Annotated in this window: 15 protein-coding genes and 1 pseudogene; 8 read left to right on the forward strand and 8 right to left on the reverse strand. The window is 72.0% G+C overall.

The annotated features are described in order from the left end of the window. The first annotated feature begins 1009 nt into the window (after nucleotides 1–1009). Nucleotides 1010–1822: a hypothetical protein gene (locus tag E4N62_RS49830; protein ID WP_374117155.1), complete on the forward strand. Its 813-nt coding sequence runs from the start codon at nucleotides 1010–1012 to the stop codon at nucleotides 1820–1822. Between the two features lie 43 nt (nucleotides 1823–1865). Here the strand turns inward: E4N62_RS49830 and E4N62_RS37140 are convergent, their stop codons facing one another. The 3 genes from E4N62_RS37140 to E4N62_RS37150 all read right to left on the reverse strand — a co-directional run bounded on the left by E4N62_RS37140 (nucleotide 1866) and on the right by E4N62_RS37150 (nucleotide 3861). Next, entirely contained in the window at nucleotides 1866–2363 is a 498-nt protein-coding gene (locus E4N62_RS37140) for a DUF1877 family protein (RefSeq protein WP_230221617.1), read from the reverse strand. Nucleotides 2364–2374: 11 nt separating this feature from the next. After that, a complete protein-coding gene (gene purU / locus E4N62_RS37145; protein WP_230221620.1) occupies nucleotides 2375–3256 on the reverse strand; it encodes a formyltetrahydrofolate deformylase in 882 nt (293 codons plus the stop codon). A 104-nt stretch (nucleotides 3257–3360) separates the two neighbouring features. Next, entirely contained in the window at nucleotides 3361–3861 is a 501-nt protein-coding gene (locus E4N62_RS37150; RefSeq protein WP_215456258.1) for a hypothetical protein, read from the reverse strand. Nucleotides 3862–3989: 128 nt separating this feature from the next. Here E4N62_RS37150 and E4N62_RS37155 point away from each other — a divergent pair, with 128 nt between their 5' ends. Next, the gene (locus tag E4N62_RS37155) at nucleotides 3990–5294 is read left to right on the forward strand and encodes an ABC transporter substrate-binding protein (protein ID WP_230221622.1); all 1305 of its coding nucleotides are present in this window, start codon (nucleotides 3990–3992) and stop codon (nucleotides 5292–5294) included. A 106-nt stretch (nucleotides 5295–5400) separates the two neighbouring features. Here E4N62_RS37155 and E4N62_RS37160 read toward each other — a convergent pair whose 3' ends face one another. Both E4N62_RS37160 and E4N62_RS37165 read right to left on the reverse strand, forming a co-directional pair. After that, on the reverse strand, nucleotides 5401–7161 hold the full coding sequence (locus E4N62_RS37160) for a hypothetical protein (RefSeq protein WP_230221624.1): 1761 nt from the start codon (nucleotides 7159–7161) through the stop codon (nucleotides 5401–5403). Nucleotides 7162–7373: 212 nt separating this feature from the next. After that, the gene (locus tag E4N62_RS37165; RefSeq protein WP_230221626.1) at nucleotides 7374–8756 is read right to left on the reverse strand and encodes a transcriptional regulator; all 1383 of its coding nucleotides are present in this window, start codon (nucleotides 8754–8756) and stop codon (nucleotides 7374–7376) included. A gap of 304 nt (nucleotides 8757–9060) precedes the next feature. On the opposite strand from E4N62_RS37165, the gene E4N62_RS37170 reads away from it, so the two are divergent. Beyond that, nucleotides 9061–9744, forward strand: a complete 684-nt coding sequence (locus tag E4N62_RS37170) for a bifunctional DNA primase/polymerase (RefSeq protein ID WP_268270206.1) — start codon at nucleotides 9061–9063, stop codon at nucleotides 9742–9744. A 136-nt stretch (nucleotides 9745–9880) separates the two neighbouring features. After that, on the forward strand, nucleotides 9881–10339 hold the full coding sequence (locus E4N62_RS37175) for a hypothetical protein (RefSeq protein WP_230221631.1): 459 nt from the start codon (nucleotides 9881–9883) through the stop codon (nucleotides 10337–10339). A 73-nt stretch (nucleotides 10340–10412) separates the two neighbouring features. On the opposite strand, the gene E4N62_RS37180 is transcribed toward E4N62_RS37175, so the two are convergent. Next, complete coding sequence (locus E4N62_RS37180; protein ID WP_184892669.1) at nucleotides 10413–11270, reverse strand: alpha/beta fold hydrolase; 858 nt, start codon at nucleotides 11268–11270, stop codon at nucleotides 10413–10415. Nucleotides 11271–12183: 913 nt separating this feature from the next. Beyond that, the gene (locus tag E4N62_RS37185) at nucleotides 12184–12876 is read right to left on the reverse strand and encodes a metal-dependent transcriptional regulator (RefSeq protein ID WP_033525889.1); all 693 of its coding nucleotides are present in this window, start codon (nucleotides 12874–12876) and stop codon (nucleotides 12184–12186) included. Nucleotides 12877–13279: 403 nt separating this feature from the next. Between E4N62_RS37185 and E4N62_RS37190 the strand changes: the two genes are divergently transcribed. The 3 genes and pseudogenes from E4N62_RS37190 (at nucleotide 13280) to E4N62_RS37200 (ending at nucleotide 17284) form a co-directional block, all read left to right on the forward strand. After that, nucleotides 13280–14041 carry an SIS domain-containing protein gene (locus E4N62_RS37190; protein ID WP_184892667.1) on the forward strand — a complete coding sequence of 254 codons (762 nt, stop codon included), beginning with the start codon at nucleotides 13280–13282 and terminating at the stop codon, nucleotides 14039–14041. A gap of 189 nt (nucleotides 14042–14230) precedes the next feature. Then, nucleotides 14231–15730 carry a PAS domain-containing protein gene (locus E4N62_RS37195; protein WP_230221633.1) on the forward strand — a complete coding sequence of 500 codons (1500 nt, stop codon included), beginning with the start codon at nucleotides 14231–14233 and terminating at the stop codon, nucleotides 15728–15730. Nucleotides 15731–16257: 527 nt separating this feature from the next. After that, a pseudogene (locus tag E4N62_RS37200) lies at nucleotides 16258–17284 on the forward strand (isopenicillin N synthase family dioxygenase). A 12-nt stretch (nucleotides 17285–17296) separates the two neighbouring features. Here the strand turns inward: E4N62_RS37200 and E4N62_RS37205 are convergent. Beyond that, nucleotides 17297–18409 (reverse strand): citrate synthase 2, encoded by a 1113-nt coding sequence (locus tag E4N62_RS37205; protein WP_230221635.1) that lies wholly within the window; start codon nucleotides 18407–18409, stop codon nucleotides 17297–17299. Between the two features lie 163 nt (nucleotides 18410–18572). Here E4N62_RS37205 and pdxH point away from each other — a divergent pair, with 163 nt between their 5' ends. After that, entirely contained in the window at nucleotides 18573–19202 is a 630-nt protein-coding gene (gene pdxH, locus E4N62_RS37210) for a pyridoxamine 5'-phosphate oxidase (RefSeq protein ID WP_230221637.1), read from the forward strand. The last annotated feature ends 15 nt before the right edge of the window (nucleotides 19203–19217 follow it).

The raw sequence follows: 19217 nt of genomic DNA on the forward strand, positions 1-19217 counted from the left end.
ACGCCGAGCCCACACGGACCGCCCGAGCCGGAGAACGGGGAAACCCCACCCCGGCCCGCCCGATCGCGCCCACCGCCCCGACCGCACGACACCCCTCCGCCCACGAAGCGGTCCCCGTCCACACCACCGGGCGCACCGGCCCCGACGAGCGGGACGAGGACGGATTCGGGGAGGGGCCCGGAAACGGGCTTGGCAAGGGTCCCGGGGCCGGCGCTGACGAGCCGACCGTGGCGAGCGGCACGGGCGGACCGAGCGAACCGAGCGGACCTGGGGAGCCGGGCGAGTCGGACGAGGCGCGCGGCTCAGGCGAGCCGGACGGGCCGGACAGGACAGACGGCTCCGGCAGGCCGGGGGGAGCGGCCGGACCGAGTCGGCCGGGCGAACCGGGCCGGCCGAGCCGACCTGGCGGTACGAGCGGACCGGGCGGGCCCGGGGAGCCGGGCGAGCCGCGTGGGCCTCAGGGTGGCGGTGGTGAGCCGGTGCGGCCGCCCCGCATACCGCTGCCGCGCACCTCCGTGGAGGACACCGGAATGCCTCTGCCCGACGCCACGCCGAGCCCCACCACGGAGACGCCCACGCCGACTTCCCCTTCCCCGGTGCTCCCTTGCCGCCCGGCTCTTCCGGGTTCCCCGGCTCCCGCCCTCCCTCGTGCTGGAACACCGGGTGCTGAAGGCGTTGCTCGGGGCCTGGGCCCTCGCGGTGTGCTCCGCGGAGGAGGCGCTGGCGGTGGAGGAGCATCTCGGGGTGTGCGGAGGGTGCGCGGACGAGGCCCGGCGGCTGCGGGAGGCCGTGGGGCTGCTGCACCCGCCGGAGAGCCTCGACCTCGACCCGGCCCTGCGCACCCAGGTACTGGACGCCTGCCTGGGCCGCCGCCCACCCCGTATCCCCGTCCCCGCTGGGCCGCCCCTTTCGACGCGGAGACGGCCCGGCTGGACGCCCTGCTCCAGGACATCGGCGCCGCCGACTGGCACGCCCTGTCCGGCTGCGCTGGTTCGAGGGCGAAGGCCCGGTGGACCGTCGTACGACCGTCGCCGGGGTCATCGCCCATCTGCTCACCGTCGACGGGCTCGTCGCCACGGCCCTCGGCCTGGAGGACCCCCTCGCCCCGCTCACCCCGCCCGACGGGCTCGAACCGGGCCCCGACAAGCCCGCTGTCGCTCTCTCCCCGGCCGCTCGCACCGAGGCGTACTGGAAGGCGTCCCACTTCCCGCCCACCCGCGCCCTGCGCGCCTGGCGGCAACAGAGCCACGACATCGTCCGCACCACCTCGTTCACGAACAGCGACGACCCCGACGGCTCCGGCACCCCCGGCAGCCCAGGCCGCCTGACCGTCCCGTACGGCGGCTTCGAGCTTCCCCTCCAGGACGCGATGATCGATCGGGCGTTCGAGTGCTGGATTCACGCGGAGGACATCGCGGAGGCCGTGGACTACCCGTACGAGCCGCCCTCCGGCCGTCATCTGCACGGCATGATCGACCTTGCGGCCCGCATGCTGCCGGTGTCGCTGGCCGAGCGCCGCAGGACCGGGCTCGCGTCCCCGCCCCCGCCCGGCCGTCACCTCGTACCGGCCGGCACCCCTGGCCGCAGCCTCCGCCTGGAGATCGAGGGCTCCGGCGGCGGTGAGTGGCTGATCCCCCTCGACTCCCCCGCGGCCCTCGGCTCCGCCGACCACGAAGTGGCCCACGTGGCCCTGGACGGCGTCGAGTTCTGCCGGCTCGCCGCCGGGCACGTACCTCCGGAGGAGGCGGCCGCCGGACAGGGCGGCGACCGGGAGGCGATCAGGGACGTGCTCTTCGCGGCGGCGGCCCTGAGCCGTATGTAGACCCGCGGCCGGTGAACAGCCGGTGGTGCTCAGACCGGTGGTGTCAGAGCTGCCAGACCAGCAGCGCGTGACCCTCGCGGGCCGCCGCGCCGAAGTACTCCACCAGCTGTCCGTACACGAACCGCGTCATCTTCAGGGCCTGGGCCTCGTCCCAGACGGGCGGGCACAGCCCCGCCTCGACGACATCACCCGGCTCGACGTACGCCAGGAGCCGGTCGATCGGCAGGTCGGCCAGCCCACGGGCCGCCACGCCCACCTGCTCGGCGGTCAGATAGCCGTAGTCCCCGTACACGGGGTCCGCGTAACGAATCCGCTGCTCACCGTGGCTGACGTCCACGGGGAACCCGGCACGTCCCAGCAGCACACGGAGCAGGGGCCAGGCCATGTCGCTGGCGTAGTAGAGCGCGTCGGCGGGCCCGGGCTCGAAGTGCTCCTCGCCCTCCCGGACGTCCTCCATGAGGTTCCACGCCCAGTCGAAATCCTGCTGGACCCGCTCCAACTCCTCGGCCGTCAGGCGGAGGTACTCCCCGATGGAACCCATGTGCCCGGCCTTTAGGCGAAGACGACCGTACGGCGCCCGTTCATCAGGATGCGCCGCTCGGCGTGCCACTTGACCGCCCGCGCGAGCGCCTGGCACTCCACGTCACGCCCGACCGCGACGAGCCCCTCGGGCGTCACGCCGTGGCCCACCCGCTCGACCTCCTGCTCGATGATCGGCCCTTCGTCGAGGTCGGCGGTGACATAGTGCGCCGTCGCGCCGATCAGCTTCACCCCGCGCGTGTGCGCCTGGTGGTACGGCTTCGCGCCCTTGAAACTCGGCAGGAAGGAGTGGTGGATGTTGATGATGCGTCCGCTGAGCTGCTTGCAGAGGTCGTCGGAGAGGACCTGCATGTAGCGGGCCAGCACGACCAGCTCGACGTTCTCCTCGCGCACGATCTCCAGCAGCCGCGCCTCCGCGTCCGCCTTGGTCTCCTTGGTCACCGGGATGTGGTGGAAGGGGATGTCGTACGACCCCACCAGCTCGGCGAAGTCGGTGTGGTTGGAGACGACGGCCGCCACCTCCACCGGCAGGGCGCCCGTGCTCGCCCGGAAGAGCAGGTCGTTCAGGCAGTGCCCGAACCTGCTGACCATCAGGACGATCCGCATCTTCTCGTCGGCCAGGTTGATCTGCCAGTCCATCTGGAAGGAGTCACCGATCGCGGCGAAGCTGGCCCGCAGCTTGTCCACGTTCACCGGGGCGTCCGCCGAGAAGTGCACGCGCATGAAGAACAGACCCGTGTCGTGGTCGCCGAACTGCTGACTGTCCTCGATGTTCCCGCCGGTCATGAAGAGGTAGCTCGACACGGCGTGCACGATGCCCGGCTTGTCGGGGCAGGCGATGGTGAGGACGTACTGGTCGGCGGGCGCCGCGGCTCGGGTGGACTGCTCGTTCATGCCCGACAGGGTCCCATATGGCGTACCCCTGTCGGCAACCGTCCCGAGGGCCGGACCGCGGGCCCGAAGGCCGGACGGATGACCCGACCGGCCGGACGGCTCCCCTACGCCGCCCTGGTCATGATCCGCAGCACTTCGAGCGTGCGCGGCGGTGTGTCCGGGTCCTCGCCGTCGCTCATCGAGAGCCGTACGTGGGCCTCGCGGGCGGCGCGGACGGCCTCGGGCCAGGCCTCGTGGTCGAGGTACGCGGAGACGGGCGCGTCCGGACCCACCTGGTGCATGATCCGCAGCACGCGCAGCACGGCGGTGTCGACGAGGGCCGCCTCCTGGGCGTCACGGAAGATCGTGCCGACGTACTTCTCGGCGGACCAGTTGTCCAGCCAGGTGTCCTCGACCAGGCGGTACACGGCGTCGGTGACGTCCCCATACCCGTCGGCACCGGCCAGCCAGACGTTCTGCTGGAACGCGGGGTCGGAGAGCATGTGCAGCGCGGAGCGCACATTGCTGCGCCAGCGCCACCACGGCATGTCATTCAGTGGCATGCCGCCCATGGTGAACGAGCGACGCCCACGACGGGAAGGGGTCTCCGGGCCTTGGACGGTCATCGGTCACGCATTCCTCTCTGCAACCACTCGAAAATACGATCGTAGCTCCTCGCAATTCACCTCCCGGTCACCCCGCGTTGACCATCCGTCACGCCCGGGTTGGTGGTGTGGCGGAATCGTGCGGAGCCATGACTGGCTTCCAGGCACGACGGACACCGCAGACCCCAGGCCCTCCCCCAAGCCGCGCCAAACGCCTGGTCAGAGCCACCACGCTGGCGGCGTGTGCCTCACTCGTCGCCGGATGCGGGGTCATCCCCGGTACCACGGGGGGTACCGGGGACGGCCCCGTCACCGTCATGACCTGGGCCCCGGAGAAGACCGCCGCCACCAACAAGCCCGGCATGCCCGCGATGGCCAAAGCGTACGCCCGCTGGGTCAACGCCAAGGGCGGCATCAACGGCCGCGAGCTGCGGATCCTGACCTGCAACGACCGGAACGAGACGGTGACGGCCGCGAAGTGCGCCCGCCGTGCCGCCGACGAGGACGTCGTCGCGGTCGTCGGATCGTACAGTCAGCACGGCCGTTCCTTCCTCGCTCCGCTGGAGTCGGCGGGCATCCCGTACATCGGCGGCTACGGCGTCACCGACGCCGAGTTCGCCAGCGCCCTGTCGTACCCGGTCAACGGCGGACAGGCCGCCCTGATGGCCGGTCTCGGCGAGCAGCTCGCCGAGGACTGCGGCCCGGTCGCCCTCGTCCGCCCCGACTCGATAGCCGGCGACCAGCTGCCGCTGCTGCTGGACTCGGGGCTGCGGTCCGGGGGCCACGGCGGGTCGGAGGACCAGCTGGCCGCGGAGGACGCGACCGAGTACGGGGGGCACGCCCGGGAGGCGCTGCGGCGGGCCAGTACCGAGCCGGGCCGGGAGGGGTGCGTGGTCCCCGCCCTGGGTGACCGCACCTTCACCTTCATGGACTCCTTCCGCCGCGACCGCGCGGACTTCCCGGACGTCCGTACGGGGACGGTCCTGGGCAGCGTCGACCAGACGGTGATCGACGCGACCGGGGGGAAGTCGGGGCCGTACGAGGGGGCGTACGTCACCGGCTGGTACCCGGTGGAGAGCGACAAGCGGTGGGACCGGATGAAGGAGGTGATCCGGGAGCACGCGTTCGGCGACAACCGGATCGACCCCGCGGACCCGGGGGTGCAGACCACGTGGATCGCCTACACCGTGCTGACGGCCGCCCTCCGGAAGATCGGTGACGGAGAGGTGACCGCGTATGCGATCCGTCGTGTCCTCGACGACGGTCTGAAAGTCAGCACCGGCGGCCTGACCCCACCGCTCAGCTGGCGCTTCGAGGACCTCATCGCCTCCGCCGGCTTCCCCCGCCTCATCAACCCCGAGGTCACCTTCCAGATGGTCCGCAAGGGCCAACTGATCGCGGCCCGAAGGGACTTCGTGAACGTGGAGAAGACCTTGGTGGAAGCAGAAAACTGACGGCCCCGCCGGAGCCCCGGGCCCGAGGCACGACAGACGAGGGGCTCCGGGGGTGTGACGGGCAGGGCCCCGGGTGTGACCGGCGAGAGGCCCCGGGGCCGGGTTCCTACAGCTGGACCGCTTGGCGTTCGGTCAGGGTGTAGGTATTGGCGATCTTGTTCCAGAGTTCGGCGGCCTTGGTCTTCTCGGCGCTGGCCGTGGCGCTGGCCTGGTTGCCGGCCTGGGTCTGGCCGGTGGTGCGGGCCTGCCCCTTCCTGCAGCCCTTCTTCTTGGCGGTCTGGTCCGCCCACGCGGCGTAGTGGTTGTCCGCGGAGGCGGACGCCTTCCAGGCGTTGGTCAGCGAGGTGGTCAGGGCCTCGTGGTCCGGCAGCCGGTCGACGGAGAGCTCGCCGAGCCGGGTGACCAGGTCGGTGCGCTGCTTCGCCGCGTCCCGCAGGTCCGTGGCGGCCTGGCCCAGGTTGGAGCAGGTCTTGATGTTCGCGACCGCCTTGATCACGCTGCTCCGGCTGTCGCCGCTGTCCGCCAGCAGCTTGTCGAGCGCGACCGCCTGCTCCCGCGCCGGATCCGCCGACGCGGACGCCGACTGCTCGGGCGTCCCGGACGCCGACACCGGCTTGTTGTCGCTCGGCTGCGACTCGTCCCCCGACCCGGCCATCAACGCGCCCGCCCCGATCCCGAGCACCGCGATCCCCACACCGACGAGCGCGATCAACGGCACTCGCGATCTCGTACGACCGCCCCCACCGCCCCCGCTCTCGCGTCTCTGGGAGGCCCGCCCGGTATGACCACCGTGGCCACCGTGACCACCGGGTCCACCGTGGCCGCCCGGACCCCGCGGCGGCTGCGGGGCGGCATGACCGGGGTCGATCTTCGGCAACTGCTGAGTGGACCCGGGAGCACCACCGGCCCCCGGCTCGTTCCGGAAGAGGCTGTCGAACACGTCCGGCTGCTGCTGACCCTGCTGCGCTCCCGGCGCACCGTACGACCGGGGGCGCGGCTGCGGCTGCGCGGCCACCGGCGGTATGTACTGCGTCGCCGCCTCGTCCGGATGCCCGGCGCCGTCGTCCGGTACCTGCCCGAGATACGTCGTGGCGTCCCCGGACGCCTCCGGCGGCAGCGCGCCCGGCCCGACCGGCGGCAGGAACTGCGTGGCGGCCTCGGCGGCGGGCGCCTGCGTGACCACCGGCGGTATGAACTGCGTCGCCGCCTCGTCCCCCGGCATGGCCCCGGCCCCCGGCACGAACGGTATGTACTGGGTCGCCCCCTCGTCCACGGGCGGCAGCGGCGCGCTCTGCTGCGGCTGCGGCGGCTGCTGCTGCGGTGCCTGGGGCGACGCCCCGGCGGACGGCACGGCCACCTCTCCCGCGACCGGCGGCAACGGCGCGCCCGCCCCCACCTCGCCGTACCCCGCGCCCCCGTAGGCCGCCCCTGGCGCCCCCTCGGGAGGCAGGGGCATCCCACTCTGGGTGCCGTAGCCCTGAGCGGCGGCCGGGCCGCTGTGGGCCCCGTACGTCTGACCGGCCGCGTCACCCTGGGGCCCGTACGCCCCCTGCGCGCCCTGCGCGCCGTACCCGGCGTGTCCGGCGTGTCCGCCCGCCGTGCCGTACGCGCCCTGCGCCCCGTGCGCTCCCCACTCCGGCGCGGGGGGCGCACTGTTCCAGTGGTCGGCCTGCGGCTGGGCGGAGGGCGCCGGGGTCTCCTCGGAGCCCCACTGCCGCTGCTGGTCCCACGGCTGAACCGCGGCCGGCGGCAGCGGGGCCGGCGGCAGATCTCTCGGGTGGAGCGGCGCCCCACCGTCCGAGGGCAGCACGATGCCTTCGCGCGCGGTCCGCGCCGAGGGCTCCTCGCCCTGTCCACTCTGCGTCACCGAGACTCCTACGAATGGGGGACTTGTGGAATCGTCGACTCACGCTACCGGGTCCGAACGACACCCCACGCACCACCCGCGCCCGAGCAGGACGGCTCCGCCGCCCTGACGAGGGGCGAAGCCCTTCCAAGGGGCGCGGGGAACCGCGCGACCAGCCCCCACCGGGCCCGCGGCCGCGAACAACGGAAGCCCCCCTGTCCGGCGCGGAGCGCCTACGCCGCCTGCAAGTCCATGCGCGCACCGAACTCCCGGACCACCGCCTCCTCCCGGAACGGCTCCAACCGCTGCTGGAAGTCCTCCAGATACTCGGCGCCCCGATTCGATCGCAGCGACCCCAGCAACTCCACCGCCTTCAACCCTGTGTGGCAGGCCTGCTCGACCTCCCGCTGCTGCACCTGTGCCGTGGCGAGCAGCACGTACCCGATGGCCCGCCGCCGCGCCCGCGATTCCGGATGCTTGGCCAACGACTCCTCGGCCCGCCGGGCGGCCGCCTCCGCCTGCCCCAGATCCCGGTGACAGTGCGCCAACTCGTCGGCCAGATAGGCCTCGTCGAAGTGCTTGATCCACACCGGGTCGTCCCCGGACGACGGATCCGCCGCCTCCAACGCGTCGACGGCCCGCCCCGCGGCCGCCTGCGCACCGCGCGCGTCCCCCAGCAACGCGTGCCCGCGCGCCTCCGCCGCGTGGAACATCGACTCCGCGCGCGGAGTCGCCCGCCCCCTCGCTCCTTCCTGCGCCGCGCGCGCCAACTGCGAGATCTCCCGCGGGTTTCCGAGCTGCGCGGCGAGGTGACTCATGGACGCGGCGAGGACATAGCCGCCGTACGCGCGGTCGCCCGCGGCCTGGGCGAGACGGAGTGCCTGGATGTAGTACCGCTGGGCGAGACCGGGTTGACCTGTGTCGACGGCCATGTACCCAGCGAGTTCGGTGAGTCGGGCGACCGCCGCGAACAACTCCCGTCCCACGGCCTCCCGGTAGGAGCCGGCCAGCAGTCCCGAGACGACGCTGTTGAGGTAGTGCACGACGACCGGCCGGATGTGCCCGCTGCCGTACTGGTGGTCGAGGTCCACGAGCGCCTGGGTCATCGCGCGCACGGCCGCCACGTCGGCGAGCCCCACCCTGGGCCCCGCCGACCGGGCCACCTGCGAGTCCGGCGCCGAGATCAGCCAGTCACGGCTGGGCTCTACGAGGGCGGAGGCGGCCACGGAGGAACCGGAGAGGAAGTCCCGCCGTCCCACGTCGCTGCGCCACAGCTCACAGACCTGCTCGATGGCTCCCAGCACCGTCGGCGAGAACTGCAGGCCGACACCGGACGCCAGGTTCTTGCCGTTGGCCATGCCGATCTCGTCGATGGTGACCGTACGGCCCAGCTTGCGGCCGAGGGCCTCGGCGATGATCGCGGGCGCCCGGCCCCGCGGCTGCTGTCCGCGCAGCCAGCGCGCGACGGACGTCTTGTCGTAGCGGAGGTCGAGTCCGTGCTCCGCGCCGCACATGTTGACCCGCCGGGCCAGCCCCGCGTTGGAGCAACCCGCTTCCTGGATGAGCGCCTGCAGTCGTTCGTTCGGCTGCCTGGCGACGAGCGGCCTTGCGGCCATGGCGTACCCCCTGTGGCTGTGGTGCCTTGCCCACGCACCGAGTTGACGTGCCTTCAGTGACCGCGCCCCGTCGCATACGTGTACCCACGTATCGAAAGGATCCGGCCTCGAAGATCAATGCCCCGCCGACATACCGAAGATGCGAGACATACCAGGATTGCCGGGGTAAACACGGATGCTGTACCCCACACGTGGCTACCCGGCTCACTCCGTGATCTCTCTCGCGCGCCCCCGGACATGCACCCATGCGCCCCGGGCCCGTTGACGATGCTCTCCCCCGCGCATGTGACATCCGTAACCCCTGATGACCGCTAGAGTTGTGTTCATCGTGGAAGAGACCATCGCGGGCCCTGAAGCTGCCCAAATCCCGAAGCAGCGTGGCGAATCGCTGCTGGACACCGCCGTTCGATACGCCGAAGAGCGCCATTGGGACGTGTTCCCCGGCACTTGGCTGGAAGCCGTCGACGGGGTGCAGATCTGCTCCTGCGGCAACGCAGCGTGCGCCACCCCCGGCGCGCACCCGGCGCGCGAGGACTGGGCGACCCAGGCGACAGGCAGTGCGACCGTCGCACGCCGCCTCTGGTCGAAGCAGCCGAACGCGTCGATCCTGCTGCCGACCGGCCGTACGTTCGACACGATCGACGTTCCCGAGACCGCCGGCCTGCTGGCGCTCGCCCGTATGGAACGCATGGAGCTGACGCTCGGTCCGGTGACCTGGACTCCGGACCGCCGTATGCAGTTCTTCGTGCTCCCGGGCGCGTCGGTCAAGGCCCCGGACCTGGTGCGGAAGTTGGGCTGGTCGCCGCTCGCGCTCGATCTCAAGGCGCTGGGCGAGGGCGAGTTCGTGGCCGCCCCGCCGACGCGCTACGGATCCCGGGGCGCCGTGCAGTGGGCCCGCCGCCCCACCCCGGCCAACCGCTGGCTGCCGGACGCGGAAGAACTGATCTCCCCGCTCGCCTACGCGTGCGGCCGGGACGGCCGCCGGTAACACTCCGGGGAGCCGCCCGCGTCCCCTTCCCCCCCAGTGGCCGACCGGGCCACTCACGTGATCCCCTCCATGCGGCACGTGCGATGACTGGGTACTGGGGGGGCGTATGGACAGGCAGGGCACCCTGCGACGCGGCATGAGAGTCGGTCTGCTGATGGCCTGCCTTCCGAGCCTGCCCTGGGCCGCTCTCGCCGTGGTGGTGGCCCCTGTGGAACTCCTCGGAGGAGGGGGCACCCGGCTCGCCGTCCGTGCCCTGCGGTATGCGGCTGTGCTCTCCGGAGGAAGCCTGGTCGTCGGAGTGCTGATGGGCCTGATCCTCGGCGGAGGCCTGGCGCTCGCCTCTCGCGCCGTCACTCGCGTGTGGGGACTCGCCCTCGTGGGAGGGCTGCTCGGAGCGCTGCTCTTCCCGGCCGAGTTCGTGGTGGTCACGCTGGGCACGGACGGGGCTTACGCACAGCTCGGGACGACCTTTCTGGCGTGGCCGGTCATGACGGTGGTGGCGGCCGCGCACAGCGCGGACATCGTGGGCCGGTCCCGCACCCGCGGCTGGCTCTGGACCCCAGGACCGGTACAGCGCCTCGGACGGGGCCGATGACACCGAGGGACACGGCCTTGCCGACCGACGCCGTCGCGGGTGACGGGACCGGAGCGTGGCTGGGCCCTCGTGCTCAGGCCGAGAAGCCGTCCAGGAACGGCTCTATCGCCGCGCGCCACGCGTCCGGCTGGTCGTAGTGGACCAGGTGGCCCGCGTCGGCGACCTCCGCGTACTGGCCGTGGGGCAGCACCCGGACCATCTCCTGGGCCTCGGCGCGTCCCAGCTCCCCGTCGAGGCCGCGGACGACGAGGGCCGGGCAGCGCACCTGGGTCAGCTCCTCCCAGTGCGCGTCGTAGACCCAGGTCTCACGGGTCGTCAGCATCTGCTCGGGTTCGAACACGGGCCGCCAGCCGTCGGGCCCCTCGTGCATGACCTCGGCGTAGAACTCGCCCCGGGACGGGCTGGGGCGCTCCACCCAGGGGTCGTCCTCGCCGAACCACTTGCGGACGTCGGCGAGGGTGGCGAACGGCAGCGGCCAGGCCTTGAACCAGTTCTCCCACTCGCGCTGCGAGGCGGCGCCGAGCGCCGAGGCCCGCATGTCGCAGATGATCAGTCCGCTCACCAGGTCGGGGCGGCGCGCGGCCAGCTGCCAGGCGGTCAGCGCGCCCATGGCGTGGCCGATGAGGACGACCGGGGCGAGACCCAGCTGTTCGACGGCGGCCTCGGCGTCCTCGACGTAGGCCTCGCGGGTGTACGCGGCCTGCTCGGGCTTCGCGCTCTGGCCGTGTCCGCGCTGGTCGAGCGCCACGGCACGGTGGCGTTCGGAGAGCCAGCGGGCGGTGGGGGCCCAGTGCGAGGCGCGGCCCATGAGGCCGTGCAGTAACAGCACCCCGGGCCGGGGTTCGTTCTCGCCGGTCTTGGGCGGGTCGCCGAACTCCCAGGCGGCGAGACTCACGCCGCCCGCTCCCCTCACGTCGATGCGCCGCACCATTGGCACCCCCCAGACTCCCGCCCGGACCGCTCGCTCCCGCCTCTCGCTCTCGCTTCGAGCCGGCCGGTCCACTCGTCCCAACTGCTGTCGTACCGCTGTCGTGCTGCTTCCGTAGTGCATCCGCTGTCGCTTCCGCCCTGGCCCTCGCCGTCGCTCGCCGTTGCTCCAGCTGCTGTCGTGCGCCGTGCGTGCCGCTCGGACGGCGAGCACTTGTGTTACAGCGTGCATATCGGTTGACACGTTACGTGTGGGGCGCTCGCATCAGTCATGGCGCGGGTCACACAGCGACACGCCACCCACGTTATCGAATACACATTCGAAGATGCCGCTCTTGGCGACAACACCCCTCATTCGAGTGACCTCCCTCAAGGATTGCCCGCCGCCGCCGAGGGGAGATCTTCAACGGGAGGCGGACCGCTCGGGGAAAACGGTCCGAGGGGGATGACCCTGGGAGCTCGGGGCTCCGGGTCAGCACAGGGGAGGACAGGCCCCGGCGCCGCACGGCGCCGGGGCCCTCCTCACGTCCACGGCACATCCGCCCCGCCCCCTCCCTCACCACCCGGGATCCTCGTCTCGGGCGGCCAAGAGCCCCTCAGGTCATATGCCTCACGCGCAAGCCTCGCATGCGAAGGGCCCGAGCGCTGCGATTCGGCGCACTGAATCTTGGATTGGACGGGTTCCCGGACACGGGCCCCAACACACCACAACTTCCCCTCCCGCACCGGGAGTTGGCGGGGGATGCGGACATCCGCCGACACGCGTCGACCAGCGTGCGACGGCGGGCACGCGGACCGCCCCCGACGAGGATCGGCGGGGTGAGGGCAGAGGTGTGGCAGGTGTGAGGGGCGGGCGTGGGCACGGCGGGCGGCCCGGGCGCGAGCGGGGTGCCGGTGCGGGCCCGGGCCCGGGAGGGTCAGCGCTTGGCGACGAACACGTGGGAGGCGACGTCCGCCTCCAGCTCCGCCGCCTCACCGCCGCTGCCCACGAGGACACCGCCGGCCGCCTCCGTCACGCTCACCACGGAACCGGGCTGCACGCCCGCGCGGCGCAGCGTGTACATCAGCTGGGCGTCCGTCTGGATGGGCTCGCCGATCCGGCGTACGACGACGGTCTTGCCCTCGGTCCCCGGGTCGAGGTCGGCCAGCGACACCATGCCCTCGTCCAGGAAGGGGTCCGCGCCGTCCTTCTCACCCAGCTCCTCCAGGCCCGGGATCGGGTTGCCGTACGGCGACTCCGTGGGGTGGCGCAGCAGCTCCAGGACGCGGCGCTCGACCGCCTCGCTCATCACGTGCTCCCAGCGACACGCCTCCGCGTGCACCTGCTCCCACTCCAGACCGATCACGTCGACGAGCAGGCACTCCGCGAGGCGGTGCTTGCGCATCACACGCGTCGCCAGCCGACGACCCTCCTCGGTGAGCTCCAGGTGACGGTCCGCGGCGACGGACACCAGGCCGTCGCGCTCCATGCGCGCGACCGTCTGGCTCACCGTGGGGCCGCTCTGGTCGAGCCGCTCGGCGATCCGGGCGCGCATGGGGACCACACCTTCCTCCTCCAGCTCGAGGATGGTGCGGAGATACATCTCCGTCGTGTCGATCAGTCCGGACATACGTGCCCCTCGATGAGATTCAGCCGGAGGCTGCGACGGCCACACCGGCTTGCTGCGGCTTGCTGCGCTGGCCCTGGACCCAATTCTTACGCATCCGACTGACAACCGGGTGGCGCCGGGGGAACGACGGCGGTATGAGCCCGGTCAGGTGGCCGATTTGCGACCTGATGCCCCACTTTCCGGCGCCGGCCTACCGTGGGGCCGGCTTGCCCGGGGTGGGCGGCCGAGGCCGGGGCGTGGGTGCGGGCGGGTGGGGCTGCTCGCGCAGTTCCCCGCGCCTCTGGAGAGCAGGGGCCGCGCCCCGCGCCTCCGGCCCACGCTTCTCGTATTGACACCCCACTGGTCCAGACCACTAACGTGATCGGCGTCACCAAGGACTCGCGGAAGGCGGAGGGGTCGGCACATGGGGCTGGACGGCGGCACGGCGGGTGGGCGGTTCCTCGACGCGGCGATCGGGCTGCTCGAACGCGTACGGGACGAGGAGGCAGGGTCGATCACCGCGGCGGGAGAGCTGATCGCGGACACGGTCGTCACCGGCGGACGCCTGTTCGCGTTCGGCGCCGGCCACTCCTCGCTCGCCGCCCAGGACCTCGTCTACCGGGCCGGCGGACTCGCGCTGATGAACCTGCTGGCGGTCCCCGGCGCCGTGGGCGTGGACGTGGTGCCCGCCACCCTCGGATCCGCGCTGGAACGGGTCGACGGGCTCGCGACCGCCGTGCTCGACAGCAGCCCGCTGCGGGCCGGCGACCTGCTCGTGGTGATCTCGCTCTCCGGCCGCAACGCGCTGCCCGTCGAGATGGCCTCGCACGCCCGTGAACTGGGCGCGAAGGTCATCGGCGTCACCTCGGTCGCGTACGCCACGCGCACGACGTCCCGCCACTCCTCCGGCACCTTCCTCAAGGACCACTGCGACCTCGTCCTCGACTCGAAGATCGCGGTCGGCGACGCCGAACTCACCCTCGACACCATCCCCGCCCCCTTCGCCCCGGCCTCCACCGTCGTCACCTCGGCGATCCTGCAGTCGGTCATGGCCACCGCCGCCGCCTCCCTCGCGGACCGGGGCGTCGAACCGCCCCTGCTGCGCTCCGGCAACGTCGACGGCGGGCTCGACTGGAACGACCGGGTGATGCGCGAGTACGGAGATCGGATCTTCTACCTCCGCTGACTGCGCCCCTGGATTCGTGGGAACGCTGAGAAGGGTGAGGAGGAAATCCGGCGTACAACGATTTCGTCCACATCTTGCGTGAAGCAGATGTGGGCTGGGTCACGTTCGAGTTGAATGATGACGAGTGAGCGAACCGACGCGCCGTACCAGCCGTACATGCGGACGCAACGCAGCCTGCAGGGGGTTCAGGTGAGTGCTTCCCGGCGTACCGGGGCCACCGACGAACTCGGGCCCGACAAGCCCGAGCGAGACGGCCCGACGAACGACGACACCGAGGACACCGAGGACACCGAGGACATCGAGGACACGGTGAACACCGAGGACACCGAAGGCACCGAGGGCTCCACGGATTCCGCGGACTCCGGTGGCTCCGACCTCCTCGCCGCCCTCCTGGACGGGATGGACGCGGCCCTCTGCGCCTTCGACGCCGACGGCGTCGTCACCCACTGGAACCGCGAGGCCGAACGCATCCTGGGCTGGAGCACCGAGGAGGCCGTGGGCCGCCGCGGCTTCGCCGGGTGGGCGGTCCGCACCGCCGACGCCGAGGAGGTCGAGGGGCGGCTGATGGCCGCCATGCACGCCAGCGGCCGGCAGGTGCACGAGTTCGCCCTGGTCACCAAGGACGGCGGGCGCGTCCTGGTCCGCACCCAGTCCGCCGCCGTACGCGGACCCGACGGCAAGCCCGCCGGCCTCTACTGCGCCTTCAGCGAGGTCCACGCCCAGATCGACCTCGAACGGTCCATCGCGCTCAGCGAGGCCCTCTTCGAGGACGCCTCCTGGGGCGTCGTCCTCGTCGACGCCGACCTGCGCCCCGCCGTCGTCAACGCCCACGCCGCCCGCTCCCTCGGCATCGGCCGCACGGCCGTCCTCGGACGCCCCCTCGGCGAACTGCTCGCCCAGGGCGCCGAGGAACTGGAGAGCGCCCTCACCCATGTCCTCGCCGAGGGCGCCCCGCCCGCGCCCGCGGAGATCTGGGTCGGCGTCCGCACCCCCGACGGCGAGAAGCGGCGGTGCTGGCGGAGCGGATTCCTCCGCCTCGCCTCCCCCCTCGCCGAGGAGCCCGTACCGCTCGGCGTCGGCTGGCTCTTCCAGGACATCACCGAGTCCAAACAGACCGAGCAGGAGGCCTCGCAGCTCCGCTTCCGCGTCAACCAGCTCCACCGGGCCGCACGCGCCGCCTCCGAGTGCGAGGACCCCGGCGAGGCCGCCACCGTCCACCTCGACTTCGCCCTCGCCGGCTTCGCCGACCACGCCCTCATCGACCGCGTGGCCGGAGGGTCGATGGCCGACGGCGAGGGGCCCGCCCGGCTCGTCCGCGCCGCCGCCACACCCTCCGGCCGGCCCGGCCCCAGCCATCTCGCCGGTCACGCCGGCATCCCCGTCCGCTACGGCCCCGGGCACCCCGCCCTGCAGTGCGTGGAGCGCGCCGGCTCGGTCCGCGCCAGCGCCGGTACGGCCGCACCGGGGACGGCCCGCGAGTGGGCCACGGGGCGCCAGTGGCCCCCGGAGACCGTGCACGCCCTCTGCGCGGTCCTCCGTAGCCGCGGCCGCACCCTCGGCGTCGTCACCTTCCTCCGCGGCGCGGGCCGCACCCCGTTCGAACGCACGGACGCGGTCTACGCGGAGGACGTCGCCATACACATCGCGGCGGCCCTGGACCTGGAGGCACTGGAGAGGTCGTCGGAGTAGGCGCCACGGCGAGGGCCTGGAGGCGCTGAAGCGGGCGTCGAGTAATCCCTCGGCAATCCCCTCGGAAAATCACTTGAGCGTCTCCGGGACGCTTCTTAAGGTGTGCGGTACACGAGAGAGGAGGTGGTTCGGCAGATGTATTGCAACCGGACGCGTGAGGTGGCTGCGGGCTAGCGGCCCAGCACCACACACAGTGCGGTGCCGGACCAGTGCGTACTGAGCGCGCAGCCGGCCCAATCTCAAGCAGTCACCCGACCCGCAGACTCGCCGGTACGTCCGGCCGGCTTCTTCGCCTTCTGGCGGAGGGACCCAGAGTCTGCGGGTCGTCTGCGTTTCGCCTGCGCTTCGTAGGGCGCAGTATGCTTTCACCATGCTTCCGATACTCGTTCGACGTCGGCACGTGGACTTCGTGCGCGTCACGAGCATGGGCTGTCGGGCTTCCGGCTGAATCCGGAGCTTCCGCTCAAGGGCTCGGTTCTCAGAGCCCGGCCCCAGCAGTTCATCCTTCTCACGCTCGGACGCATCCCATGACGAACTCAGCGACCACGTCGTCGTACCTCCAGCTGCCCATCATCGATCTCTCCGCCGCCGACCGCGGGCCCGAGGCGCGGGCGCTGTTGCACGCGCAGTTGCACAGTGCCGCGCATGACGTGGGGTTCTTCCAGCTCGTCGGGCACGGGATCGGGGAGGAGGAGATCCGGCGGCTCGACGTGGCCATGCGGGCGTTCTTCGCGTTGCCCGAGGCCGAGCGGCTCGCCCTCGACAACGTCAACTCGCCGCATTTCCGGGGCTATACGCGGACCGGGGACGAGCGTACGGGCGGCAGTCGGGACTGGCGGGACCAGTTGGACATCGGCGCCGAGCGGGCCGTCCGGCGTCCCGAGCCCGGGGAGCCGGCGTACTGGTGGCTCCAGGGACCCAATCAGTGGCCCGCCTCCCTGCCGGAGCTGCGGACCGTCGCGCTCGCGTGGATCGACCGGCTCAGTGCCGTGGCGCAGCGGCTGCTGCGGGAGTTGCTGGTCTCGATCGGGGCTCCCGCCGGTTTCTACGACCCGATCTTCGGGGAGCGGGCCCACCCGCAGCTGAAGCTGGTGCGGTATCCGGGGAGTTCGGGGACGGGGCCGATCAGGGGTGGGCGCCCACAAGGACTACGGGTTCCTGACCCTGCTGTTGCAGGACCAGGTCGGTGGGCTCCAGGTGGAGCGGGCGGACGGGCTGTTCCATGACGTGCCGCCGATTCCGGGCGCGTTCGTCGTGAACCTCGGGGAGTTGGTGGAGGTGGCGACGAACGGCTATCTGCTCGCCACCCATCACCGGGTGGTGAGCCCGCCCGGAGCGACCGAGCGGTTCTCCGTGCCGTTCTTCTACAACCCCCGGCTCGACGCCCGGGTGGAGCCGCTGGTCTTTCCGTACGCCTCCACCGCGCCCGGTGTGACCGACGATCCGGGGAATCCGCTGTTCGCCGAGTACGGGTTCAACGAGCTGAAGGGGAAGCTGCGGGCGCATCCGCTCGTCGCCGAGCGGTATCACGCGGGGCTGCTCAGCCCCGCGTGATACCGCGGAGGACTACTGGGCGATGTCCGCGTAGCCCTCGATCTCCTGGGGGCCGCGGGCGCTCGGGCCCACGTAGCGGGCGGAGGGGCGCACGAGTCGGCCGGTGCGCTTCTGTTCGAGGATGTGCGCCGACCAGCCGGCGGTGCGGGCGCAGGTGAACATCGATGTGAACATGTGCGCCGGGACCTCGGCGAAGTCCAGGACGATGGCCGCCCAGAACTCGACGTTCGTGGCGAGGACCCGGTCGGGACGGCGGGCGTGGAGTTCGGCCAGGGCCGCCCTCTCCAGGGCTTCGGCGACCTCGAAGCGGGGGGCGCCGAGGTCGCGGGCGGTGCGGCGCAGGACGCGGGCGCGGGGGTCCTCGGCGCGGTAGACGCGGTGGCCGAAGCCCATGAGGCGTTCGCCCTTGTCGAGGGCCTGCTTGACGTAGGCGTCGGCGTCGCCGGTGCGTTCGATCTCCTCGATCATGCCGAGGACGCGGGAGGGGGCGCCGCCGTGGAGGGGGCCGGACATGGCGCCGACGGCGCCGGAGAGGGCGGCGGCGACGTCCGCGCCGGTGGAGGCGATCACGCGGGCCGTGAAGGTGGAGGCGTTCATGCCGTGTTCGGCGGCGCTGGTCCAGTAGGCGTCGACGGCCGCGACGTGCTTGGGGTCGGGCTCGCCGCGCCAGCGGATCATGAAGCGTTCGACGACGGACTGGGCCTTGTCGATCTCGCGCTGCGGAACCATGGGCAGGCCCTGGCCGCGGGCGGACTGGGCGACGTAGGAGAGGGCCATGACGGCGGCGCGGGCGAGGTCGGCGCGGGCCTGCTCCTCGTCGATGTCGAGGAGGGGTTTGAGGCCCCAGACGGGGGCGAGCATGGCGAGCGCGGACTGGACGTCGACGCGGATGTCGCCGGAGTGGACGGGGATGGGGAACGGCTCGGCGGGCGGGAGGCCGGGGCGGAAGGCGCCGTCGACGAGGAGGCCCCAGACGTTGCCGAAGGAGACGTGGCCGACCAGGTCCTCGATGTCGACGCCCCGGTAGCGGAGGGCGCCGCCTTCCTTGTCCGGTTCGGCGATCTCCGTCTCGAACGCGACGACTCCTTCGAGGCCAGGTACAAAGCCGGGGTCGAAGTCGGACATCAGGCGGCTCCTCTTGATGTGTGCGACAGGGAGACAGGCGGTTCCAGCACCATACGCCTGAGTGCCACTTTTAGGGAGGGGAAGTGGCACTCAGTGCCACTTCCCCTCCGGTCCGCCGTTCATACGGCAGGATGACCATGTGAATGACCACGATCCTGCTCTCATGCGCAAGCAGTACCGCGCCGACGGGCTCGACGAGAGCGAGCTGGCCGCCGGTCCCATGGAGCAGTTCGGGCGGTGGTTCCTCCAGGCCGCACAGGAGGGGGCGGTGTTCGAGCCGAACGCCATGGTGGTGTCGACGGCCGACGCGGAGGGGCGCCCCACTTCTCGTACGGTGCTGATGAAGGCGTACGACGCGCGTGGCTTCGTCTTCTACACGAACTACGACTCGCGCAAGGCCCGTGACCTGGCGGTGAACCCGTACGTCTCGCTGCTCTTCCCCTGGCACGCGCTGGCCCGGCAGGTGATCGTGACGGGGACGGCGGTGCGGACCGGGCGGGACGAGACGGCGGCGTACTTCCGGACGCGGCCGCACGGGTCGCAGCTGGGGGCGTGGGCCAGCGCGCAGTCGTCGGTGATCTCCTCGCGGGCCGAACTGGACGCCACGTACGAGGAGTTGCTCGCGCGCTATCCGGAGGGCGAGCAGGTGCCGGTGCCGCCGCACTGGGGTGGCTTCCGGGTGGTGCCGCAGAGTGTGGAGTTCTGGCAGGGGCGGTGGAACCGGCTGCACGACCGGCTGCGGTACGTGGCGGAGCCGGACGGGTCGTGGCGGGTGGAGCGGCTGAGTCCCTGACGTCCCGGGGGCGGC

Origin of the sequence: Streptomyces sp. MNU76 (assembly GCF_020982545.1) — a bacterium.
GTDB lineage: Bacteria > Actinomycetota > Actinomycetes > Streptomycetales > Streptomycetaceae > Streptomyces.